Source organism: Bifidobacterium amazonense (assembly GCF_018555435.2).
GTDB lineage: Bacteria > Actinomycetota > Actinomycetes > Actinomycetales > Bifidobacteriaceae > Bifidobacterium > Bifidobacterium amazonense.
The window spans coordinates 1-19,253 of the sequence record NZ_JAFEJT020000061.1 but is presented as its reverse complement, the minus strand read 5'-3'; the positions used below and the strand labels follow the sequence as shown (position 1 = coordinate 19,253).

Annotated in this window: 14 protein-coding genes, 1 other RNA gene and 1 pseudogene; 14 read left to right on the top strand and 2 right to left on the bottom strand. The window is 65.0% G+C overall.

The window, feature by feature from the left end:
• From JS533_RS11425 to JS533_RS11400, 6 genes and pseudogenes are all read left to right on the top strand, one after another.
• Positions 1 to 122 (top strand): annotated as a pseudogene (locus JS533_RS11425) (CinA family protein); the annotation flags it as partial.
• Positions 123 to 186: 64 nt separating this feature from the next.
• Complete coding sequence (locus tag JS533_RS11420) at positions 187 to 741, top strand: CinA family protein (RefSeq protein ID WP_241514708.1); 555 nt, start codon at positions 187 to 189, stop codon at positions 739 to 741.
• Between the two features lie 67 nt (positions 742 to 808).
• The gene (locus JS533_RS11415) at positions 809 to 1,324 is read left to right on the top strand and encodes a helix-turn-helix domain-containing protein (protein ID WP_241514706.1); all 516 of its coding nucleotides are present in this window, start codon (positions 809 to 811) and stop codon (positions 1,322 to 1,324) included.
• A gap of 156 nt (positions 1,325 to 1,480) precedes the next feature.
• The gene (locus JS533_RS11410) at positions 1,481 to 1,744 is read left to right on the top strand and encodes a DUF3046 domain-containing protein (RefSeq protein ID WP_241514704.1); all 264 of its coding nucleotides are present in this window, start codon (positions 1,481 to 1,483) and stop codon (positions 1,742 to 1,744) included.
• 264 nt (positions 1,745 to 2,008) lie between these two features.
• On the top strand, positions 2,009 to 3,169 hold the full coding sequence (gene recA / locus JS533_RS11405) for a recombinase RecA (protein ID WP_241514702.1): 1,161 nt from the start codon (positions 2,009 to 2,011) through the stop codon (positions 3,167 to 3,169).
• 10 nt (positions 3,170 to 3,179) lie between these two features.
• Positions 3,180 to 3,779 (top strand): regulatory protein RecX, encoded by a 600-nt coding sequence (locus JS533_RS11400; RefSeq protein WP_241514701.1) that lies wholly within the window; start codon positions 3,180 to 3,182, stop codon positions 3,777 to 3,779.
• Positions 3,780 to 3,855: 76 nt separating this feature from the next.
• Here JS533_RS11400 and rnpB read toward each other — a convergent pair.
• Positions 3,856 to 4,218: RNase P RNA component class A (gene rnpB, locus JS533_RS11395), an RNA gene on the bottom strand.
• Between the two features lie 233 nt (positions 4,219 to 4,451).
• On the opposite strand from rnpB, the gene hpf reads away from it, so the two are divergent.
• From hpf to trpD, 3 genes are all read left to right on the top strand, one after another.
• Positions 4,452 to 5,111, top strand: coding sequence for a ribosome hibernation-promoting factor, HPF/YfiA family (hpf, locus tag JS533_RS11390; RefSeq protein WP_241514700.1), 660 nt, complete (start codon positions 4,452 to 4,454; stop codon positions 5,109 to 5,111).
• 219 nt (positions 5,112 to 5,330) lie between these two features.
• Positions 5,331 to 8,249 carry a preprotein translocase subunit SecA gene (secA, locus tag JS533_RS11385; RefSeq protein WP_241514698.1) on the top strand — a complete coding sequence of 973 codons (2,919 nt, stop codon included), beginning with the start codon at positions 5,331 to 5,333 and terminating at the stop codon, positions 8,247 to 8,249.
• Between the two features lie 185 nt (positions 8,250 to 8,434).
• Entirely contained in the window at positions 8,435 to 9,484 is a 1,050-nt protein-coding gene (trpD, locus tag JS533_RS11380; RefSeq protein WP_241514696.1) for an anthranilate phosphoribosyltransferase, read from the top strand.
• A 103-nt stretch (positions 9,485 to 9,587) separates the two neighbouring features.
• Here the strand turns inward: trpD and JS533_RS11375 are convergent, their stop codons facing one another.
• Positions 9,588 to 10,151 carry a DUF308 domain-containing protein gene (locus JS533_RS11375; RefSeq protein WP_241514694.1) on the bottom strand — a complete coding sequence of 188 codons (564 nt, stop codon included), beginning with the start codon at positions 10,149 to 10,151 and terminating at the stop codon, positions 9,588 to 9,590.
• Positions 10,152 to 10,202: 51 nt separating this feature from the next.
• On the opposite strand from JS533_RS11375, the gene JS533_RS11370 reads away from it, so the two are divergent.
• The 5 genes from JS533_RS11370 to JS533_RS11350 form a co-directional block, all read left to right on the top strand.
• A complete protein-coding gene (locus JS533_RS11370) occupies positions 10,203 to 10,898 on the top strand; it encodes a lysophospholipid acyltransferase family protein (protein ID WP_241514692.1) in 696 nt (231 codons plus the stop codon).
• 278 nt (positions 10,899 to 11,176) lie between these two features.
• Entirely contained in the window at positions 11,177 to 12,274 is a 1,098-nt protein-coding gene (locus tag JS533_RS11365) for a LacI family DNA-binding transcriptional regulator (RefSeq protein ID WP_241514690.1), read from the top strand.
• A 145-nt stretch (positions 12,275 to 12,419) separates the two neighbouring features.
• A complete protein-coding gene (locus tag JS533_RS11360; protein ID WP_241514689.1) occupies positions 12,420 to 14,927 on the top strand; it encodes a glycoside hydrolase family 28 protein in 2,508 nt (835 codons plus the stop codon).
• Positions 14,928 to 15,373: 446 nt separating this feature from the next.
• Positions 15,374 to 17,059, top strand: coding sequence for a type 2 periplasmic-binding domain-containing protein (locus JS533_RS11355; RefSeq protein ID WP_241514687.1), 1,686 nt, complete (start codon positions 15,374 to 15,376; stop codon positions 17,057 to 17,059).
• A 94-nt stretch (positions 17,060 to 17,153) separates the two neighbouring features.
• A partial coding sequence (locus tag JS533_RS11350) for a hypothetical protein (RefSeq protein ID WP_241514685.1) occupies positions 17,154 to 19,253 on the top strand: 2,100 nt, incomplete at its 3' end.

Genomic DNA, 19,253 nt, shown 5'->3' with positions numbered 1-19,253 from the left:
GGCTGCTGGAACGCGAGGGGGCGGTGCACCCTGAGGTCGCCCGGCAGATGGCCGCTGCGACCGCGCGGCTGTACGCGCAGCCGGAATACGGCGACCGGGTCATCATCATCGAACGTCATGGTCGGTCTCCTTCAATAAAAATCCCTCCCGCCCGGCGGGAGGGATTTTTATTGAAGGAGACCGACCATGACGTTCGATGATGATGACGTGACGCGACGCTGCGACGGGCTCGCCGCGGACATCCTGCGCCGCTGCGAGGAGCGCGGGCTGAGGATCGCCGCAGCGGAGTCGCTGACCGGCGGACTGCTCGCCGACGCGTTCGTGCGCATTCCCGGCGCGTCCAACGTGTTCCTCGGCTCCGCGGTCACCTACGACATCCGCGCCAAGGCGTCGGTGCTGGGCGTGGATCGCGGGCTGCTGGAACGCGAGGGGGCGGTGCACCCTGAGGTCGCCCGGCAGATGGCCGCTGCGACCGCGCGGCTGTACGCGCAGCCGGAATACGGCGACCGGGTCATCGGACTGTCCACCACCGGCGTGGCTGGGCCGGGACCCGACGGCGACAAGCCGGCCGGGCTCGTCTACATCGGACTTGCGCTGCCGGGCGTCCTTGACGAGGACGGACACGGCCGCGAAGTCTGGAAGGAGCTGCGTCTGAACGGCACCCGCGAGCAGGTGCGCCGTCTCACCGTATTGCGCGTTTTGGAAAACCTGAGCCTATTTACAGCAAGTTCTCAGGAATAATGCCGCGGCGCGTGTGTTGAAGATAGTGGACACACGAAACGTCGAGGAGCACCTAAGGAGGGTTGCGATGGAAACGATGACCCGCAGCGCACAGACGATCAATGTCGAGGAGATCAGCCCGGTGGCGGCCCGTCCGGGAAGCGCGCGCATGCGCGACCTCACTCCGGCGCAGCGCAGGGCGGTGATGTTCGCCCAGCAGCAGGTGCTGGCCGCCCGCGCCGCCAAGAAGGCCAATGACGAGCGAAAGGCGGCCCTGAGCCGCATGTGGCAGGAGGAGGACTCGGAACCGCATGTCAGGAGCGCGTCCCGCACCATGCGCGACACGCCGGCGGAATCCCGGGACGTGTCGTTGCGCGAGGCCATCGGCCATGTGCTGCGCGAACTGCGCACGCGCGACCGCAAGACCCTGCGCGAGGTGAGCGAAAAGGCCGGCGTGTCGCTCGGATACCTGTCCGAGGTCGAGCGCGGACAGAAGGAGGCCAGCTCCGAACTGCTCAGCTCGATCGCTGAGTCGCTTGGAGTGAGCACCGCGCAGATGCTGCGCATGGTGGCCGACTATCTGGATTCGGTGGACGCCGCGTAGCGCGATCGGCGTGCCGCAGAGCCTGCATCGAGGATATGGATATGGATGCGGCCCGTTGCCGGGAGGACCGGCGGCGGGCCGCATCCGTCGTTATCGGCTGGGCGTATGCGTCCTGCCGGACGCGATCGCGACCGGACGGCTGTAGACTGGGGCATCGTGAAGGAACGGGAATTCTGGCAGCTGATCGAGGAAGTGTTCGGACGGGGATATGGCAGGAGTCTGGCCCGCGACCAGGATCTGCCCAGATTGGGTGGCATGACGGCGGCCGAGGCTCTCGCCGCCGGGGAGCAGCCGCGCGTGGTGTGGAACGTGCTGTGCGATCAGATGGACGTGCCGGATTCGCGTCGATGGGGCGCCGATCATGCGGCGCCGCCCCTGCCGGTCGGGTTTGGCGGCGGGCGTGAGACACGCGCGGACTGATCTCGACGCGGCGTCCGTCAAGACACGCGGTTCGAACAAATGTTCGTCGTATGGGGTATGGTTATCCACAGTGACGGTCCACCGGCATACGGGGGCTCGGATGGTGCGATCGGCCGCAAACCCTGACATTGCAAGGCATTAAGGGGTGTGCGACGCGCCCGGAGCCGAGTATTCGACCACAGGGGTCGATCCGGCTTGCATGCCGGTCGGCCGGCCCGTAGCGTGAACGGTGAACCGGACGCACACGACAATAAGGAGCGGAACATGGCACAGCAGACGGCCGCGGCGGCGAAGAAAACGCCCGACACGAAGCCCGGCATCGATCCCCGGCGGCAGGCGGCGCTGGACACGGCGCTGGCCCAGGTCGAGAAAAGCTTCGGCAAGGGCTCGGCGATGAGGCTGGGCGACCGGCCCGAACAGAACGTCGAGGTCATTCCCACCGGATCGCTGGCGCTCGACATGGCGCTCGGCATCGGCGGTCTGCCCAAGGGGCGCATCGTCGAGATCTACGGTCCGGAATCCTCCGGCAAGACCACGCTGGCCCTGCACGTGGTCGCGAACGCGCAGAAGGCCGGCGGCGTGGCCGCCTTCATCGATGCGGAGCACGCGCTCGACCCGGTGTACGCGCGCAAGCTCGGCGTCGACACCGATTCGCTCATCGTCTCCCAGCCCGACAACGGCGAGCAGGCGCTCGAGATCGCCGACATGCTCATCCGATCCGGCGCACTGGACGTCATCGTCATCGACTCGGTCGCGGCTCTGGTGCCGAAGGCCGAGATCGACGGCGACATGGGCGACAGCCACGTGGGCCTGCAGGCCCGGCTTATGAGCCAGGCGCTGCGCAAGATGACCGGCGCGCTGGCGCAGGCCGGCACCACGGCCATCTTCATCAACCAGCTGCGCGAGAAGATCGGCGTGTTCTTCGGCAGCCCGGAGACCACCACCGGCGGCAAGGCGCTGAAGTTCTACGCGTCGGTGCGCCTCGACATCCGCCGCATCCAGACCATCAAGAACGGCGAGGACGCCATCGGCAACCGCACCAAGGTCAAGGTGGTCAAGAACAAGATGGCCCCGCCGTTCAAGTCGGCCGAATTCGACGTGCTGTACGGCGAGGGCATCTCGACGGAGGGTTCGGTGCTCGACATGGCGCTGCAGTGCAACGTCGTCAAGAAGTCCGGCTCGTGGTTCACCTACAACGGCGACCAGCTCGGACAGGGCCGCGAGAACGTGCGCAAGTTCCTGCGTGACAACCCGGACGTCACCCATGAGATCGAGAACAAGGTCAAGGTCGAATTCGGCCTGATCCCCGCCGAGGACCAGTTCGCCGAAGGCGAGGGGGTCGGCGCCGACGCCGAGGGCGCCGCCAAGGATACGGCTGCACCGGCCGCGCAGGACAAGGCCGGCAAGGCCGATCCCAAGGCGTGACGGTCCGGCGATGATCAGTGCGGAGGAGTTCCTGCGCGCCCATCCCGTCGGGCCGGAGGCGGACGCCGCCGCGCCGGCGGAAAGCCGTGGCGGCGGCCGGGCCCGTCTCCCGATGCGTTCGCGTTCGTCGTGGTCCGTGCGTGGCGTGGACGATCCGATGGACGTGGACGCCTGCCGCGAGGCGGCGCTGCGGCTGTTGGACGCCGCGCCCCGTTCCTCGGGAACGCTGCGGGAACGTCTGACCGACAGGGGATATGACGCCGACGTGGTGGAAGCCGTCATCCTGCGGTTGGCACAGGTGCGGCTGATCGACGACGAGGCGTATGCCAGATCGGCCGTGCGCTACTGTGCCGCGCGTCTCATGGGCGGCAGGGGAGCGGCGGCGGAGCTCGCTCGCCGCGGCGTGGATCGTGGCATGGCGCAGCGGATCGTGACGCAGGCCGAATCGGAAGGCGTGTTCGAGGAGGCGGCATGGGAGCTGGGCCGCCGATACGCCGCGAAGACGGAGGGCATGGATCCCGAACGCCGTAGACGCCGCTTCTGGGCGGCCGGCGGGCGCAAGGGACACGCCCCGGATGTGCTGCGGCGTGTCGCGCAGGAGCTGTTCTGACACCGTTCCCCGACGTCCGAACTCCTGCGATGTCGGTTACGCGATGCCGTTTCGCGATGCCGGCGCGGGAAAAAGAAAAATGAGACCCCTTATACCCCGGGTTCTGTCACGCCGCGGATGCGGCGCGGACGGCCATCCATCTCGACCTGACGTCGCCGTCAGGCTCCAGCAGCCTACCCGAAGGCATTGGGCGAGCAGCCCTCAAGCGCCTTCTGCTTGGCCTTGCTCCCGATGAGGCTTGCCATGCGGCCTGCCGTTGCCGGAGGCCCGGTGGTCTCTTACACCGCCGTTTCACCCTTACCAGCCGAAGCTGGCGGTCTGTTCTCTGCTGCGCTATCTCTCAGGTCACCCTGGGCGGACGTTATCCGCCATCGTGCTCTGCGGAGCCCGGAAGTTCCTCAGTCCGGCGGAACCGGACCGCGGCCGTCAAGGGGTCTCAAGCGCACCATAATACACGACGGCGCGCCGACGCCGTCCGCGACGCCCCGGCCGCACGGAACAAACCCATGCAAGCACGGCGACGTTACCGGAACATGAGGGAAACACGCATTTTTCTTCGGGCGAGTTCCCCGTTGTTTGCCTGTTGTTCGGCTACAATAAAACATACCGACGGCGAAGTCGCCGCCGGACCGCAAATAGCGGGTAACACCGCTTGAGTCATAGGAGGTCCACATGGAAATCGTCGTTACCGGACGCCACACGCAAGTCAAGCAGAGGTTCCGTGATGTCGTCGAAAGCAAGATGAATCGTGTGACCGCTATCGCTCCGGACGCCCAGCGCGCGCAGATCGTGCTGACGCACGAGGGCAACCCGCGTCAGGCCGATACGGCCAAGCGCGTGGAAATCACCGTCATCGCCGGCAGCACCGTGGTGCGTGCCGAGGCTTCGAGCACCGACGAGTTCAGCGCGCTCGACATGGCGCTGGACAAGCTGACGCTGCGTCTGCGCCGCACGCGTGACCGTCGCAAGGATCACCGCCGCGGCTACACGAACCCGGTTCCGGTCGACATGGGCGTGGTCGAGCCCGAGGCCGAGGAGGAGGCTCCCGAGGAGGAGCCGAACAACAGCCCCGCCGCCGCGGTCGCATCCGACCTCGGCCCGGGCGAGTCGGTGGAGGTGCAGGTCGGCGACACTCCGATCGTCATCCGTCGCAAGCTGCACATCGCCGAACCGATGACCATCGACGAGGCTCTGTACGAGATGGAGCTGATCGGCCATGACTTCTTCCTGTTCGTCAACAAGGAGACCGGCCGCCCGTCCGTCGTCTACCACCGCCATGGCTGGAGCTACGGCGTGTTCGAGATCGACACTCCGGAGAACGTGCAGAAGTGAGACACGCCGCCGTCGCGCGGCATAGGGCCGTGACACGGCAATGATCGAGGCAAGGGCCCGTGTGGAGGCAATGTCCGCCACGCGGGCCCTTTCGTGCGCGAAAACGGACAATCCCGGCGAAAATCGGCGTGTCCGCGTATTATGAACGAAGTTTGTGCCCGACTTGCACGAGGTTGGGCTATGCTCGTTTACGGTAACAAACTCTACAGGGAGCAAAACGTGGTAGATATCGTTGACAAGGCCCTTCGCATGGGCGAAGGCCGTCAGATCAAGAAGCTCGAAGGCGTGGCGAAGGCGGTGAACGCCCTCGAGGACGAGATTTCGGCCCTCAGCGACGAGGAGCTCAAGGGCCAGACGGCCAAGTTCAAGCAGCAGCTGGACAACGGCAAGAAGCTCGACGACATCATGCCCGAGGCGTTCGCCACCGTGCGCGAGGTCTCCAAGCGCACGCTCGGCCAGCGCCACTTCGACGTGCAGCTCATGGGCGGCGCCGCCCTGCACTGGGGCAACATCGCCGAAATGAAGACCGGCGAGGGCAAGACCCTCGTCGCCACCCTGCCGAGCTACCTCAACGCGCTCGAGGGCAAGGGCGTGCACGTCGTGACCGTCAACGACTACCTGGCCAGCTACCAGAGCGAGCTCATGGGCCGCATCTACCGGTTCCTGAACATGTCGGTCGGCTGCATCATCACCGAGCAGAAGCCGCCGGAACGCCGCAAGCAGTACAACGCCGACATCACGTACGGCACCAACAACGAGTTCGGCTTCGACTACCTGCGTGACAACATGGCGTGGGAGAAGAGCGAGCTCGTCCAGCGTGGCCACCACTTCGCCATCGTCGACGAGGTCGACTCCATCCTCATCGACGAGGCGCGTACGCCGCTGATCATCTCCGGTCCGGCCGAGGGCGACGTGACCCGCTGGTACCGCCAGTTCGCGCGCCTCGTGCCGAAGCTGACCCGAGACGAGGACTACGAGGTCGACGAGAAGAAGAAGGTCGTCGGCATTCTCGACCCGGGCATCACCAAGGTCGAGGACTTCCTCGGCATCGACAACCTGTACGAGCCGAACAACACCGCGCTCATCGGCTACCTGAACAACGCCATCAAGGCCAAGGAGCTGTTCCTGCGCGACCGCGACTACGTCGTGACCAACGGCGAGGTGCTCATCGTCGACGAGCATACCGGCCGCATCCTGCCGGGCCGCCGCTACAACGAGGGCCTGCACCAGGCCATCGAGGCGAAGGAAGGCGTCGAGGTCAAGGCCGAGAACCAGACCTTCGCGACCATCACGCTGCAGAACTACTTCCGCATGTACGACAAGCTCGCCGGCATGACCGGTACCGCCGAGACCGAGGCCGCCGAGTTCATGGGCACCTACAAGCTCGGCGTGCTGCCGATCCCGACCAACAAGCCGATGATCCGCAAGGATCAGGACGACCTGATCTTCCGCACCAAGAAGGAGAAGCTGGCGGCCATCGTCAAGGACGTCGCCAAGCGTCACCACAAGGGCCAGCCGGTGCTGCTGGGCACCGCGTCCGTCGAATCCTCCGAGGTCGTCTCCACGCTGCTCGACGTGGCGAAGATCCCGCATCAGGTGCTCAACGCGAAGCAGCACGACAAGGAAGCGGCCGTCGTGGCCGTCGCCGGCCGCAAGGGCGCCGTCACCGTCGCCACCAACATGGCCGGCCGTGGTACCGACATCATGCTCGGCGGCAACGTCGAGTTCCTCGCCGACGCCAAGCTCAAGTCCGAAGGCTATTCGCCGGAGGACACGCCGGACGAGTACGAGAAGCGTTGGCCGGGCACCCTCGCCGAGATCAAGGCGCAGGTCAAGGACGAGCACGAGGAGGTCGTCGAGCTCGGCGGTCTGTACGTGCTCGGCACCGAACGCCACGAGTCCCGCCGTATCGACAACCAGCTGCGCGGCCGTTCCGGCCGTCAGGGCGACCCGGGCGAGTCCCGCTTCTACCTGTCGCTGGAAGACGACCTGATGCGCCTGTTCAACACGCAGCTCGTCGCCCGCGTCATGGCCAAGGGCATGCCGGAAGGCGAGCCGATCGAGTCCAAGAGCGTCTCCAAGGGCGTGCGCACCGCGCAGAAGGCCGTGGAGTCCCGCAACTTCGAGATCCGTAAGAACGTCCTCAAGTACGACGACGTGATGAACAAGCAGCGCACCGTCATCTACTCCGAGCGCCAGGCCGTGCTGCAGGGCGAGGACATCCACGAGGACATCGAGCGCTTCTTCGCCGACACCGTCGAAAGCTACATCAAGGGCGCCAACAACGGCTCCGAGAAGCCGAAGGATTGGGACTGGGAGGGTCTGTTCAAGGCCCTGCGCACCGTGTTCCCGATCGAGTTCGACGTCGAGGCCGCCAAGGACGCCGCGGGCAAGGCCAAGGGCGAGAAGGCCGTCGAGGCCGTGCGCGACGCGATCGTCGAGACCATCAAGACCGAGTACGCCAAGTTCGAGGAGAAGGTCGGCTCCGAGGGCCTGCGCCAGCTCGAACGCCGCGTCGTGCTCGCCGTGCTCGACCGCAAGTGGCGCGAGCACCTGTACGAGATGGACTACCTCAAGGACGGCATCGGCCTGCGCGGCATGGGCCAGCGCGACCCGCTGGTCGAATACCAGCGCGAAGGCTACCAGATGTACAACTCGATGATCGAGGCCATCAAGGAGGAGAGCGTCCAGCTGCTCTTCCACGTGGACGTCGAGCAGGTCGCCCGTACCGAGGACGTGACCACCGAGTCCGATGAGGACCAGGCGGTCGACCAGGCCGAGGCCGCCATCGGCATCGACGGCGCCGAAGACCAGGCCGAGGCCGCCGACGAGGCGTCCTCCGTGACCTCCGAGCCGAGCGAGGACGAGAATGACGAGGCCGACGAGGAGCAGGCCGCCGCCATCGCCGAGGCCGCGAAGGAATCCGAGGCCGGCGAGGCGTCCGCCCCGGTGGTGGTCGGCCCCGCGCCGATCAGCCACGCCGAAGGCAAGGTGCCGGCCAACAAGCGTCCGAAGAGCGAGGAGCTCAAGACGCCGTGGGCCGACGGCCGCACCTTCCCAGGCACGCCGAAGAACGCGCAGTGCCCGTGCGGTTCCGGCCGCAAGTACAAGATGTGCCACGGCCAGAACGAGCAGTGACATGCCCCGTCCGTCGGCGCTGATCTGACGGAACGATGAACGAGAGGCTCTTCCCAACGGGAGAGCCTCTCGTCGTTTCCGCGGTCGTTTTGCTATATGGAAGATCGGACTGGACGAAACGGGCGGCCATTACAATAAGCGACGATACATATATACAGCCGGCGCAAGGGCGCCAAGGAGGCATCATGGCAGAGATCACATGGAAGTCGATTCTCACCAAGCTGGTCGGGGGAGACCATCTGAGCGCGGAGGAATCGGAGTGGTTCGTCGATGACCTGATGCAGGGCAATGCCGCCCCCGCCGCCGTAGGCGCGGCGCTTGCCATGCAGCAGCAGCTGGGACTGACCGCCGAGGAGGTGTCGGGCGCGGCCAAGGCCATGGTGGCGCATGCCGTGCCGCTGCACGTTTCCGGCGAGACCACCGACATCGTCGGCACCGGCGGCGACGGCTTCGCCACCGTGAACCTGTCCACGATGGGTTCGGTCGCCGCCGCCGCGGCCGGTGTGAAGATCGTCAAGCACGGCAACCGCGCGGCGTCGTCGAAGTGCGGCGCGGCCGACGTGCTCGAGGCGCTCGGCCTGCCGCTCGACCTTGCGCCCGAGGCCGTGGGCGAGGTCGGCGACGAGGTGGGCATCACCTTCGCGTTCGCCCGCACGTTCCATCCGGCCATGCGCTTCGTCGGCCCGATCCGTGCCGCGCTTGGCATCCCGTGCGTGTTCAACGTGCTCGGACCGCTCACCAATCCGGCCAAGCCCGCGCACGTCGCCATCGGCTGTGCGAACCGCCGCATGAGCCCGATCATGGCCGCCGTCTACGCGGCGAACGGCCAGTCCGGCATGGTGTACACCTCGCATGAGGGCATGGACGAGCTGGCTCCGACCGGCCCGGTGTCCGTCTGGGAGATCCGCGACGGCAAGGTGAGCGAAACCGAATTCGATCCGACCGTCGAGCTGGGTCTGGCGAAGATCGACGTCGCCGATCTCAAGGGCGACGAGCCGGAGGTCAACGCCGCGGCATTCCGCGACTTCGTGGCCGGCAAGGACATTCCCGCCCGCACCACCGCGCTGCTCAACGCCGCGTCCGCGATCGTGGCCGACGGCCATCTGGTCGGCGACGGCACGCTGGGGGAGCGCTTCAAGCAGGCCTATGCGCTGGCCGAGCAGACCGTGGATTCCGGCAAGGCCGAGGCGCTGCTGGATCAGTGGATCGCCGCCGCGAAGGCCAAGAAGGCGTGATCCGATTTTTCACATGGGTTGATTGACGTGGGGTCGACCGTATCGATACGGTCGACCCCACGTCGTCTGTCTGCCCGATGCGCTCATGCATGCGCATCGGATACTAGACGCGCGCGCCGTCGTCGGTATAGCCGTCGCGCGTCTGCGTATGCCCCTTGTGCTGCACGATGAGCCCCGCGCCGCCGATGACGGCGCACGCGCCGAACACCGTGCCCAGCAGGGCGGCCAGCGTCGGCATGAACACGCTGGCAATCACTCCGGCGATGCCGGCCACCAGCAGGATCCAGAACACCAGCTTCGCCGGTTTGACCGGGCCGATGCTGGGGTTCGGCGGCGTGAAGTCGTCGCCGTAGCGGTCCATCACGTCGTCCGCGTCCAGCCAGCTGGAGCTCGTGTTGTCGCGAGGCCCCCGTATCCGCTGATTCAGCGGCTTGAGGTCATCGGTGAACACGCCGTTGTCCAGATCGTTGACGGAGACCAGCTTCTCCTTCTCCTTGCGTTGCGCGTGACGTTCGAAGCGTCGCGCGCTGCGGGAGTGCTCCACGTCCTTGAGCTCGTCGGCGTGCGCCTCGGCGAACGCGGCCCACGCCCCGTCCAGATCGTCGCCGCCATTCGGCGTGGGGTTTGGGCGTTCGTCGCCGCCGTTGCTATTGTTGAGGTCAGTCATACCCACTACTGTAATCAGCGGCAAAGCCAAGCTTTGGAAAGGAGCGCCGTCATGCTCTACTGGTTCTTCGTCAAGGTGTTCGGCCCCATCGCACGCCATCGTCTCGGGCCCAGCGTGACCGGCAGGGAGAACATTCCACGTCACGGCGGCGCGATCATCGCGGCGAACCACCTGGCCGTCATCGACGATGCGCTCATCCCGATCACCTGCCCGCGCATGGTGCACTTCATGGGCAAGGCCGAATACTTCGAGGGAAAAGGCATCAAGGGCAAGTTCAAGAAGTGGTGGTTCACGTCCGTGGGCGTGTTCCCGGTGGACCGTTCCGGCGGCTCCAAGTCGCTCGGCGCGCTGGAGCACGCCCGCGAGATCATCGAGGCCGGACACCTGTTCGGCATCCACATCGAAGGCACGCGCAGCCCCGACGGCAAGCTGTACAAGGGACACACCGGCGCGGCCCGTCTCGCGTTCGAAACCGGCTGCCCGATCGTGCCGACCGCGATCATCGGCTCGCGCGAGCTGCAGGAACCCGGCACGGTGATCCCGGCCAAGGGCAGGACGCAGGTGATCTACGGCAAGCCGATTCCCGTCGCCAAGAAGCTCGACGTGACGCACGACGAACTGCGCGAGCTCACCGATCGCGTGACGCGTGAGATCCAGGCCATGAGCGGCCAGGAATACGTCGACGAGTACGCGCAGAAGGTCAAGGAGCAGCTCAAGGCGCAGCAGCAGGCGGCGCAGGGCGAGTAAGCGTGTAGGACGGCGTCCCTGACTCTTCTTCATGGAAGAGCGGGGTACGGAACCCGTCCGAGTGGAAAGGGTTGCGTCCAAGCCACGATGAGGGGATTCGGACGCAACCCTTTCCTGATATCGGAGCATGATGCGGCAGATGATGCCCTCTCCACTGTAACCGGTTTCATTTCTGAATTGAAATTATCATTCGATAAGCGTATATTATAAGTAATTCTTGTGCTGAAACTAGTTACAGATATCGGGTATTCGACTATGACCACGGATATGGAGCGACGATGAGTGAGATGCAATCCGAACCGGCGGCGGATCCACGGCATGTGGTGACTGGCCGCAAGGGGCCGGCGAAAACCGCCGGTGCGAACATCCGCGACATCGCGGCGGCGGCCGGGGTCTCCGTCGCCACCGTCTCGCGCGTGATGCGCGGCAACGTGAAGGTCTCCGACGCCACCAAGGCCAAGGTCGAACAGGCCGTCAACGCACTTGGCTACGTGCCCAACGCGCATGCCCGGGCGCTGACCACTCCGCCCAATTCGGTGACGTTGGTGCTTCGCTCGATCAGGGGCGGCACCTATGGCGACATGGTCGGCGAGCTTGCGCATGAGGTGGTTCGCCGTGGCATGGCATGCCGGCTCATCGCGACGGGCGGATCGGCCCAGGTCGATGCCCATGCGGTGCTTACCGATCTGCTGGCCCAGCGGCCGCGCGTGGCGATCGTCATGGCCGACGACGATCCGGGCGCCATCACCGACGACGAACTCAACGGCTATGCCGACCGCTTCGAGTCCATGGGCACCACGCTGGTCGCGTTGGCCCGGCCGCGCTGCGCCCTGTCCGAACGCATCCGCGTGGTCGACTACGAGAACGAGCCCGGCATGTACAAGATGACCCGATACCTGCTGTCCATGGGACACCGTGACATGCTGTATGTGGGCAAGCGCGCGCATTCCGAGATCTTCGCGGCCCGGTACCGTGGATTCCTGCGTGCCTTGCGCGAGGCGGGAATCCGTCATGACGAGGCATCGGATCTGGTGTACGATCCGGTGCGCTATTCCGACACCGCGCGCATCGTCTCCCGGTACCGGGATGGATCGCCGTTCACCGCGGTGGTCGGCGCCACGGATATGCTGGCGCTCGATGCCATCAATGCCCTCAGGTCATTGGATGTTTCCGTGCCGCAGCAGATATCGGTCGCCGGATTCGACGACATGCCCCTGTCGGACGAGCTGGTCGTCCCTCTGACCACCGTGCATATATCATTCGCCGAAATGGGCGTGGCCGCCGTCCGTCTCGGACTCGATGGTGGAGGCGACATCATGATGCCGTCCGAACTCGTGATCCGGGAATCCGCGATGCCCGCATCCGACCGTCGCTAAAGGCCGGAAGATTCGACGATCGTTTTTCCTGCTCCCCTCATGGGCGGGAGCACCGGTCGAACGCACCCCTCACGGCAGATGCGGCGCAACGTTCCGACCCTGTCACCATGGAACGCCATAGACAAAGACAAAGGAGTCTGACGACATGCCAATCCATCCGATCGCCCGCGCGACGGGCTGCACCATCCTTCCCGGCATACTGGAACGGGAACGGTCCGTCTCCATCGTCGATTACGGAGCATCGCCGCAAGCCGATCCGGTCGCCAACACCGCGGCGATCAACCGGGCCATCGCCGACATGGCGGAGCGGGGCGGCGGCGAGATCGTCGTGCCCGCCGGCCGGTTCACCGTGTACACGATCGTCCTGCGCAGCCGGGTGAACGTGCGGTTGGACGCCGGCGCCGTGGTGGCGGCCGCCGAGCCCGACCCTGATGGGGGAGGCAACTATCTGGAGCCGGAGACCAACCCGTATGTCGGACTGCAGGACCACGCGCACTCCTACCTGCGCAACTGCCTCGTGTGGGGCGATCATGTGCATGACGTCATGATCCACGGCGAGGGGCGGTTCGACGGCAGCCGTGTGGACCCGAAAACCGGAGTGCGGCATGAGGTGCTGCGGCGCGGCGATCCCGAGATGCCGGAACGTCGGGACTCGCACGGCCATCGGGGCGTCTGGTTCGGTAACAAGGGCATCGCGCTGCTCGACTGCGAACGCGTGGCGCTATGCGGGTTCGAGATGCTCATGTGCGGCCACTTCGCCATCATCGCCACGGGTTCGAACGATCTGCTGATCGACGGACTGACCATCGACACCAACCGCGACGGCATCGACATCGACGCGTCGACGGACGTCACCGTGCGTGGCTGCCGCGTCAACGCCGCGCACGACGATGCGATCGTCGTCAAATCGTCGTACGGTGCGCGCCGGTTCCAGCGTGCCGAGAACATTCTGATCGAGGACTGTCTCGTCAGCGGCTGCGACATGGGATCGGCGCTCGCCGGACTCCCGTCCCGCGACTGTCCGGTAGCCGATCCGGGGTGCCCTCCCATCGGACGCGTCAAACTCGGCACCGAGGCGACCTGCGGCTACGATCGGGTGACGATCCGCCGCATCCGGTTCGAACGGTGCATGGGCGTGGCCGTCGAGGCGACGGATGGCGTGGACGCGAGCAACATCGTGATCGAGCATTGCGTGATGGAGGACGTCACCGCATGCCCGATCTTCATCCGCACCGGTGACCGGGCGCGGTATCCGGTCACCGGGCTGACGTCGGACGACGTCGTCGCGCCGGACGGGGACGTGCGATTGGACATGCCGCGATGGATCCTGCCCGACCGCGATGGCTACGACCGGTACCCGGCCCGACGGTTCGCCCCGGCATATCGCCGCATACGGATGGATGCGGGCAACGGCGGCATGCTCGATGTGGTCGATCCGCACGACCCGCTCCGGCTCAACCCGGCGAACAGCGTGAGGGTCGGTGATGCGTGGCATCCCATCGCCTACGACGAGAACGCCGGCCGATACGTGCCGGACATGGACATTGCGATCAACCAACTCGACCGGCTGCGTTACGGCAACGCCATCGGCGTGGCCACGGTGGCGTCATGCAGGGATCTGGAGATCTCGGACATCGTCGCCCGCAACGTCGACCCGCGTTATCCGATCATCGTCGCCGGCATGATGGACGGGCGCATCCGCAACCTGACCATGCGCGACATCGACGTGACCTGCCGTGGCGGCATCGCGATGAGCGACGCCGTGGAGCAGCGTTGCGTGCGTACCGGATGGACGTGCCGCGAGACGGACTGCGCGGCGGGCGACGTTCGCATTCCGTGGCTCGCCGACCATCGCGACGCGCATGCGGAGGCGGGGCTGCCACGCGTGCGATGGAGCGAGGCCGACTCGCGCTGGGAGGATGACCCCTACAACGTGCCGGAGGATGTGGAGAACTATCCCGAACCGGATGAATTCGGCATACTGCCCGCCTACGGTCTGTACATGCGTCATGCCGATGGGGTGCGTGTGGAGGGACTGCGCCTGCGGTTCGATGTGGATGACACGCGTCCCGCGATCGTGCTGGATGACGTGCGGGACGCGCACTGGTCCGATGTCGACGTGCGAAGCGTGGACGGGATGCCGCAGCTGGTGGCGGTGACCAATACACGCAAGCGGCGCACGGGTTTCGAATACGTGCCCGAGGAACCGTATCTCACGACCGGCGTGGAGCTCGAGGGCTGCGAAGGGCTGGTGCGCGAGGATGTCGTGGTGGATGCCCCCGCGCCCGGCACGCCGCCGGATTCGCTGTATCCCTATCCGACGATCGCCTGTCCGGACAATGGGTATGCGATCAGGCCGGATTCGGTCCGTGGACTGCCGTTGACGGTGCATCGGCCGTACTTCCGTCCGGTGCCGCGGCGGATCGTGACTGTCGGTGAGGAGCTCGCTTGCATCGTGGAGGCCCGGGACCCGGCTCGTCCGGATACGGTGCCGCATGTGGAGGCCCGGGATTTGCCTGCGGGTGCCATGTTCGACGGGCGAATTCTGCGATGGACGCCGGGGGAGCGGTCCGTCGGGACGCACCGTGCCGAGTTCTCGATCGATACTGTGGGACGGCCGGTCGTAATGGAGGTCTTGATCGAGGTGAGATAGCTGGCGTAGCTGACGCTGCGGGAGCCTCCGGGATCCCCGTTCGGGTCCGTATGGCGTCAGGGGACCTGACTTGGAAAGTCCGTCGGCAGGCAGCGTAAATAGTTTCTTAATCAGTTCGGTTGTCATCGTGTACCGTGCCTTGCCAGGGGCTAACGCATTGATCGGGCATCTGCGATGAATGCTGGCAAGAGTCATGTTTTGCAGGCATTCATTGATGCCTTAGTTATTTCGGCAAGCGCTTACCGGCGTGTCGTGAATGATTGGACTTGATAAGTAACTAGTTACATGCTAGAGTCATGATCATCGCACGAAACGAGTGACACGAAGTCTGTATCAGACGTCTCGCGCACAGGCCGACTCAGCGACTGCGCCGGCCGGACCATTACCATCCACCAATCAATCAACGGATACCAACGATGGTTTCCATCCCAAGCAAAGGAGCAAGAATGAACAGGAAGAACAGGAAGCGCCTCGTGGCATCGGCGGCTGCCGTGTCGATGCTCGTCCCTCTCGCGGCATGCGGCGGCAACAACAGCGCCAAGTCGGACTCGACCTCGTTGCAGATATTCACCCAGGCCGCCACATACGAGGGCAAGCTCGACGGTTACGTCGGCAAGATGTTCAAGGACAAGCTGGGATTGTCGAACATCAGCGTCGTGCCGGCCACGGTCGGCGGCACCGACCGGTTCCAAACCAAACTGACCACCGGGCAGCTCGGCGACGTGGTCATCTTCACCAGCCGAGACTCGCTGAAGAAGGCCATCGACGCCGGACAGGTAATCGACCTGAACACGATCAAGGACCAGCTGCCGAACGCGTTCCGGTTCACGGACGCCATCGCGCGCATGGAGAACACGGACGACGGCAAGGTGTACGCCATCCCCTCGGGCGTGGCGCAGACTGCGGAACTGACCAAAGGTGACCCGGTCAACGTTCCGTCGCTGCGCTACGACTACTACAAGGAGCTCGGATCCCCGACCATCAAGGACTACTGGGGATACAAGGATGTGGCCGAGGCCATGGCCAAGGCCCATCCCAAGACCGAGAACGGCGACAACTTCTACGCGCTGAGCCTCTTCGGCGGCTGGGACTCCAAGTCGGCCGGACAGATCCGCAACATCGCCAACGCCATGGGCTGGGCCATCACCGACGGCGTCAACGGCTACGACTTCATCAACATCGATCCGATCAACAAGAGGACCGAGGACCTGCTCGCCGACGGCGGCACCTATCTGCAGGGACTCAAATGGGCGAACTCCTTCCATCAGGACGGCATGCTCGACCCGGATTCCGCCACACAGACGTGGGACGACTACCTCAAGAAGGGCGAAAAGGGCCAGTCCGCCATGTGGGTGTACGGATACATCGGCAACCTGAACTTCAACCCGGTCAACAAGGACCTGACCGAGCAGAAGAAAGGCTACGAACGCATCACCAACGAAAGCATGAGCATCGCCGACCAGATGACCTCCACCATCGGCACCAACTGGTTCTGGGCCATCACCAAGAACGGCAACCACGAGACCGCCGCCAAGTTCCTCAACTACATGTACGGCGACGAAGGCTCCTTCACCTACGAGAACGGCCCCGAAGGCGTGATCTGGAAGATGAACGCCGACGGCAAGCCCGAATTCACCGACCTCGGCAACAGCGACTGGTCCACGTCCGTGCCCGACGACCTCGGCGGCGGCAAGGTGCAGGACACGTTCAAGGCACGGGTCAATGGCTCCTTCATGGACCCGAACGCCGTCGACGAGAAATACGGCTCCCCATCCGCCTACAACGTGTGGGACACCTATCTGGTCGACCACGCCTCCAACCTCGACAAGGAATGGTCCGCCGACCACGACGGCGCGATCAACGTCAAGGAAGTGCTCGTCAACAACAAGCAGGTCACCGGCTTCCCCGTCAAGGACGTGCCGGTCAAGGAATGGAGCGACACGGACGCCGTGATCGTCAGCCAGGTCGGAGACGCCATCAAGCAGTACTCGTGGAAGATGATCTACGCGAACTCCGACTCCGAATTCGAAAGCCTCAAGAAGGAGATGATCGCCAAGGCCAAGAACCTCGGCTACGACAAGCTGGTCGAGTTCGAGACCAAGTACGCGCAGAACTATTTCGACGCGGAATGACCAAGCCGGTCCTCCTCATGGAGGAGGGCCGGCCTCCTGTTCGGTGCTCAAGAATTCCCGCATCGTAACAACGACCAACCAAAGGAATGTGATCATGCGATTCATACCCGATCAGACCGTCATCGACGTGACGAGGTGGCCGCGGACGGATATCTCCGGCGGCGTGCGGTTCACGCACGAGAATCCGGCGGACAAGCATCTGTGGGATGTTCACGGATTCCGCGAGACAAACGACCATGCGGCCGACGTGCTCGACTGGTATGGGCTCGAGCTGGCGGCGGACGTATCCGCGCCGACGCCGGTGACCGTGACGCTTACCTGCTCGTTGTGCCGCAATCCGCGCGAAGAGGCGTTGCCTGAGGTCACGGCCTCCGCGGTGTTGGTGCCGGGCGCGCCCACGTTCGTGCCGTTCGCGCAGTTCTCGTTCGACGGGGGCATGGGCATCCTTCCCAAGGGTGTGATCGCCGTGACGGTCGTTGCCGGCGGCGGGGCGGCCGTCGACGTTGCCCCGGACCGTGCCGTCGCATTGCCGTTGACCGTCGTGCGGTTCGTCGCCGCCCGTGAACTGCTGCTCGGCTGCAACGTGCGCGGCAAGGCCGTCGACTGCGACGATCCGGACGCGACCGTTTCGTACGACGTGACGCTGATGAACATGCTCGATCGTGCGCAGACCGTGACGGTGATCGTCAAACGTCACGGCAAGGAGGTGCTCGCCACCGAACTTGCCGACGTGACCGATGACGTAATGGATGACGTAACGGATGACGCGGCGGCCGATGCGTCCGCGACATCCGGCGTGCTCGTCGTCGCGCTCGCGCCGCACGAGCGTCGCGTCGTGCGCCTGACCGTACACTCGTCCGAACGTCTCGCACCGTACGGTCACGAGGACCAACTGCTCGTCGTCACGTCGGCGAGCGGTGAATCACAGGCCATGCGGTTCGTGACCGTCAACTCAAGCGACGACTGCCGCACCGGGCTGCAACGCGAGGACATCGAGGAGATCCGTCATACCATCGCCACACAGGACTGGGCGAAGGCCGCCTACCGGATACGCTACGAGCAGGCCGAACGCTGGATCGTGCCGCAGATCGACCCCAAGGCCGACCACCTGTTCGTTACACTCAATTCCGACGAGGCGTACAATGCGTCGCTCGTCGCCATGATCAGCGGCGAGAGGCGATTCGCAGACAAGGTGGCGTTGCTCCTCAAGGAGATGGTCTCGCCGGACGGCTACATGCGCACGCTCAAGGCCGGCAGCCAGGAACTCGTGCACGAAGGCGAATACTTCAAATTCGTGTCCTTCGCCTACGACCACATTCGAGACCTGCACCTGCTCACGGCCGACGAGGAGGCGCGTCTGCACGAAGCTTGCCGCACCTTCATGGAGATCATCCGCTGCGAGATGATGAAGGGCAAGCTGTCCAACTGGCAGCTGCGCGAACTGGCCGGCTGCATCACCAGCGCCGCCGAAATGCAGGATCTCGAGGCGATCGACTACTTCATGCACTGCGACGGCGGCATCCTCGACCACCTCTCGCGCGGCGTGCTCGACGACGGCTGGTGGTACGAGGCGTCGATCGGCTACAACTACCTCGCCATGGGCATCTATCTGCAGCTCATCACGATCGTCGACAAGTGGGGCTTCGGCCTGCGTGACGCGCAGGTGCCCGCCAGCTACAGCCGCTTCGGCACCTACGACGACCCGATGCTGCCCGCATCCGACCGCATCGACGGGCTGACCACCGAAATCTGGGGCAAGACCACGCACAACACGCGCTCCGTCAGGCAGCTCGTGGAATCCATGATCCCGTTCTTCGGACATGACGGCGTGATCTTCGGCATGAACGATTCCGGTGAGGAATGCGCCCCCGCCTACGAGCGCAGCGAACCGCGCTACGATCTCGCCTACCGCATCTACCGTGAACCCTCGCTGTTGCCGCTGCTGCACACCGTGCCGCCGGAACAACGGGATGTCTATTTTGGCGTCGCCGAGCTGCCGCCGGTGGATACGGACGCGTTGACGGTGTTCGGCGAATCATGCCAGGCACCGGTGGCGGGCATTACGATGCTGCGCTCGCAGGCTTCTGGGCGCGATTTGGACGAGCAGTATCAGGTGACGGTGAAGACCGGCGTGCTGGGCGGCGCGCACGGGCATTACGACCGTTTGGCGTTGAACTCGATCCGCCGGTTTGGC

Coding starts and splice junctions, on each gene's coding strand:
- JS533_RS11420 (WP_241514708.1), top strand. CDS start 187: ATGACGTTCGATGATGATGACGTGACGCGACGCTGCGACGGGCTCGCC.
- JS533_RS11355 (WP_241514687.1), top strand. CDS start 15,374: ATGAACAGGAAGAACAGGAAGCGCCTCGTGGCATCGGCGGCTGCCGTG.
- JS533_RS11415 (WP_241514706.1), top strand. CDS start 809: ATGGAAACGATGACCCGCAGCGCACAGACGATCAATGTCGAGGAGATC.
- JS533_RS11400 (WP_241514701.1), top strand. CDS start 3,180: ATGATCAGTGCGGAGGAGTTCCTGCGCGCCCATCCCGTCGGGCCGGAG.
- JS533_RS11370 (WP_241514692.1), top strand. CDS start 10,203: ATGCTCTACTGGTTCTTCGTCAAGGTGTTCGGCCCCATCGCACGCCAT.
- trpD (WP_241514696.1), top strand. CDS start 8,435: ATGGCAGAGATCACATGGAAGTCGATTCTCACCAAGCTGGTCGGGGGA.
- recA (WP_241514702.1), top strand. CDS start 2,009: ATGGCACAGCAGACGGCCGCGGCGGCGAAGAAAACGCCCGACACGAAG.
- JS533_RS11365 (WP_241514690.1), top strand. CDS start 11,177: ATGAGTGAGATGCAATCCGAACCGGCGGCGGATCCACGGCATGTGGTG.
- JS533_RS11360 (WP_241514689.1), top strand. CDS start 12,420: ATGCCAATCCATCCGATCGCCCGCGCGACGGGCTGCACCATCCTTCCC.
- hpf (WP_241514700.1), top strand. CDS start 4,452: ATGGAAATCGTCGTTACCGGACGCCACACGCAAGTCAAGCAGAGGTTC.
- JS533_RS11375 (WP_241514694.1), bottom strand. CDS start 10,151: ATGACTGACCTCAACAATAGCAACGGCGGCGACGAACGCCCAAACCCC.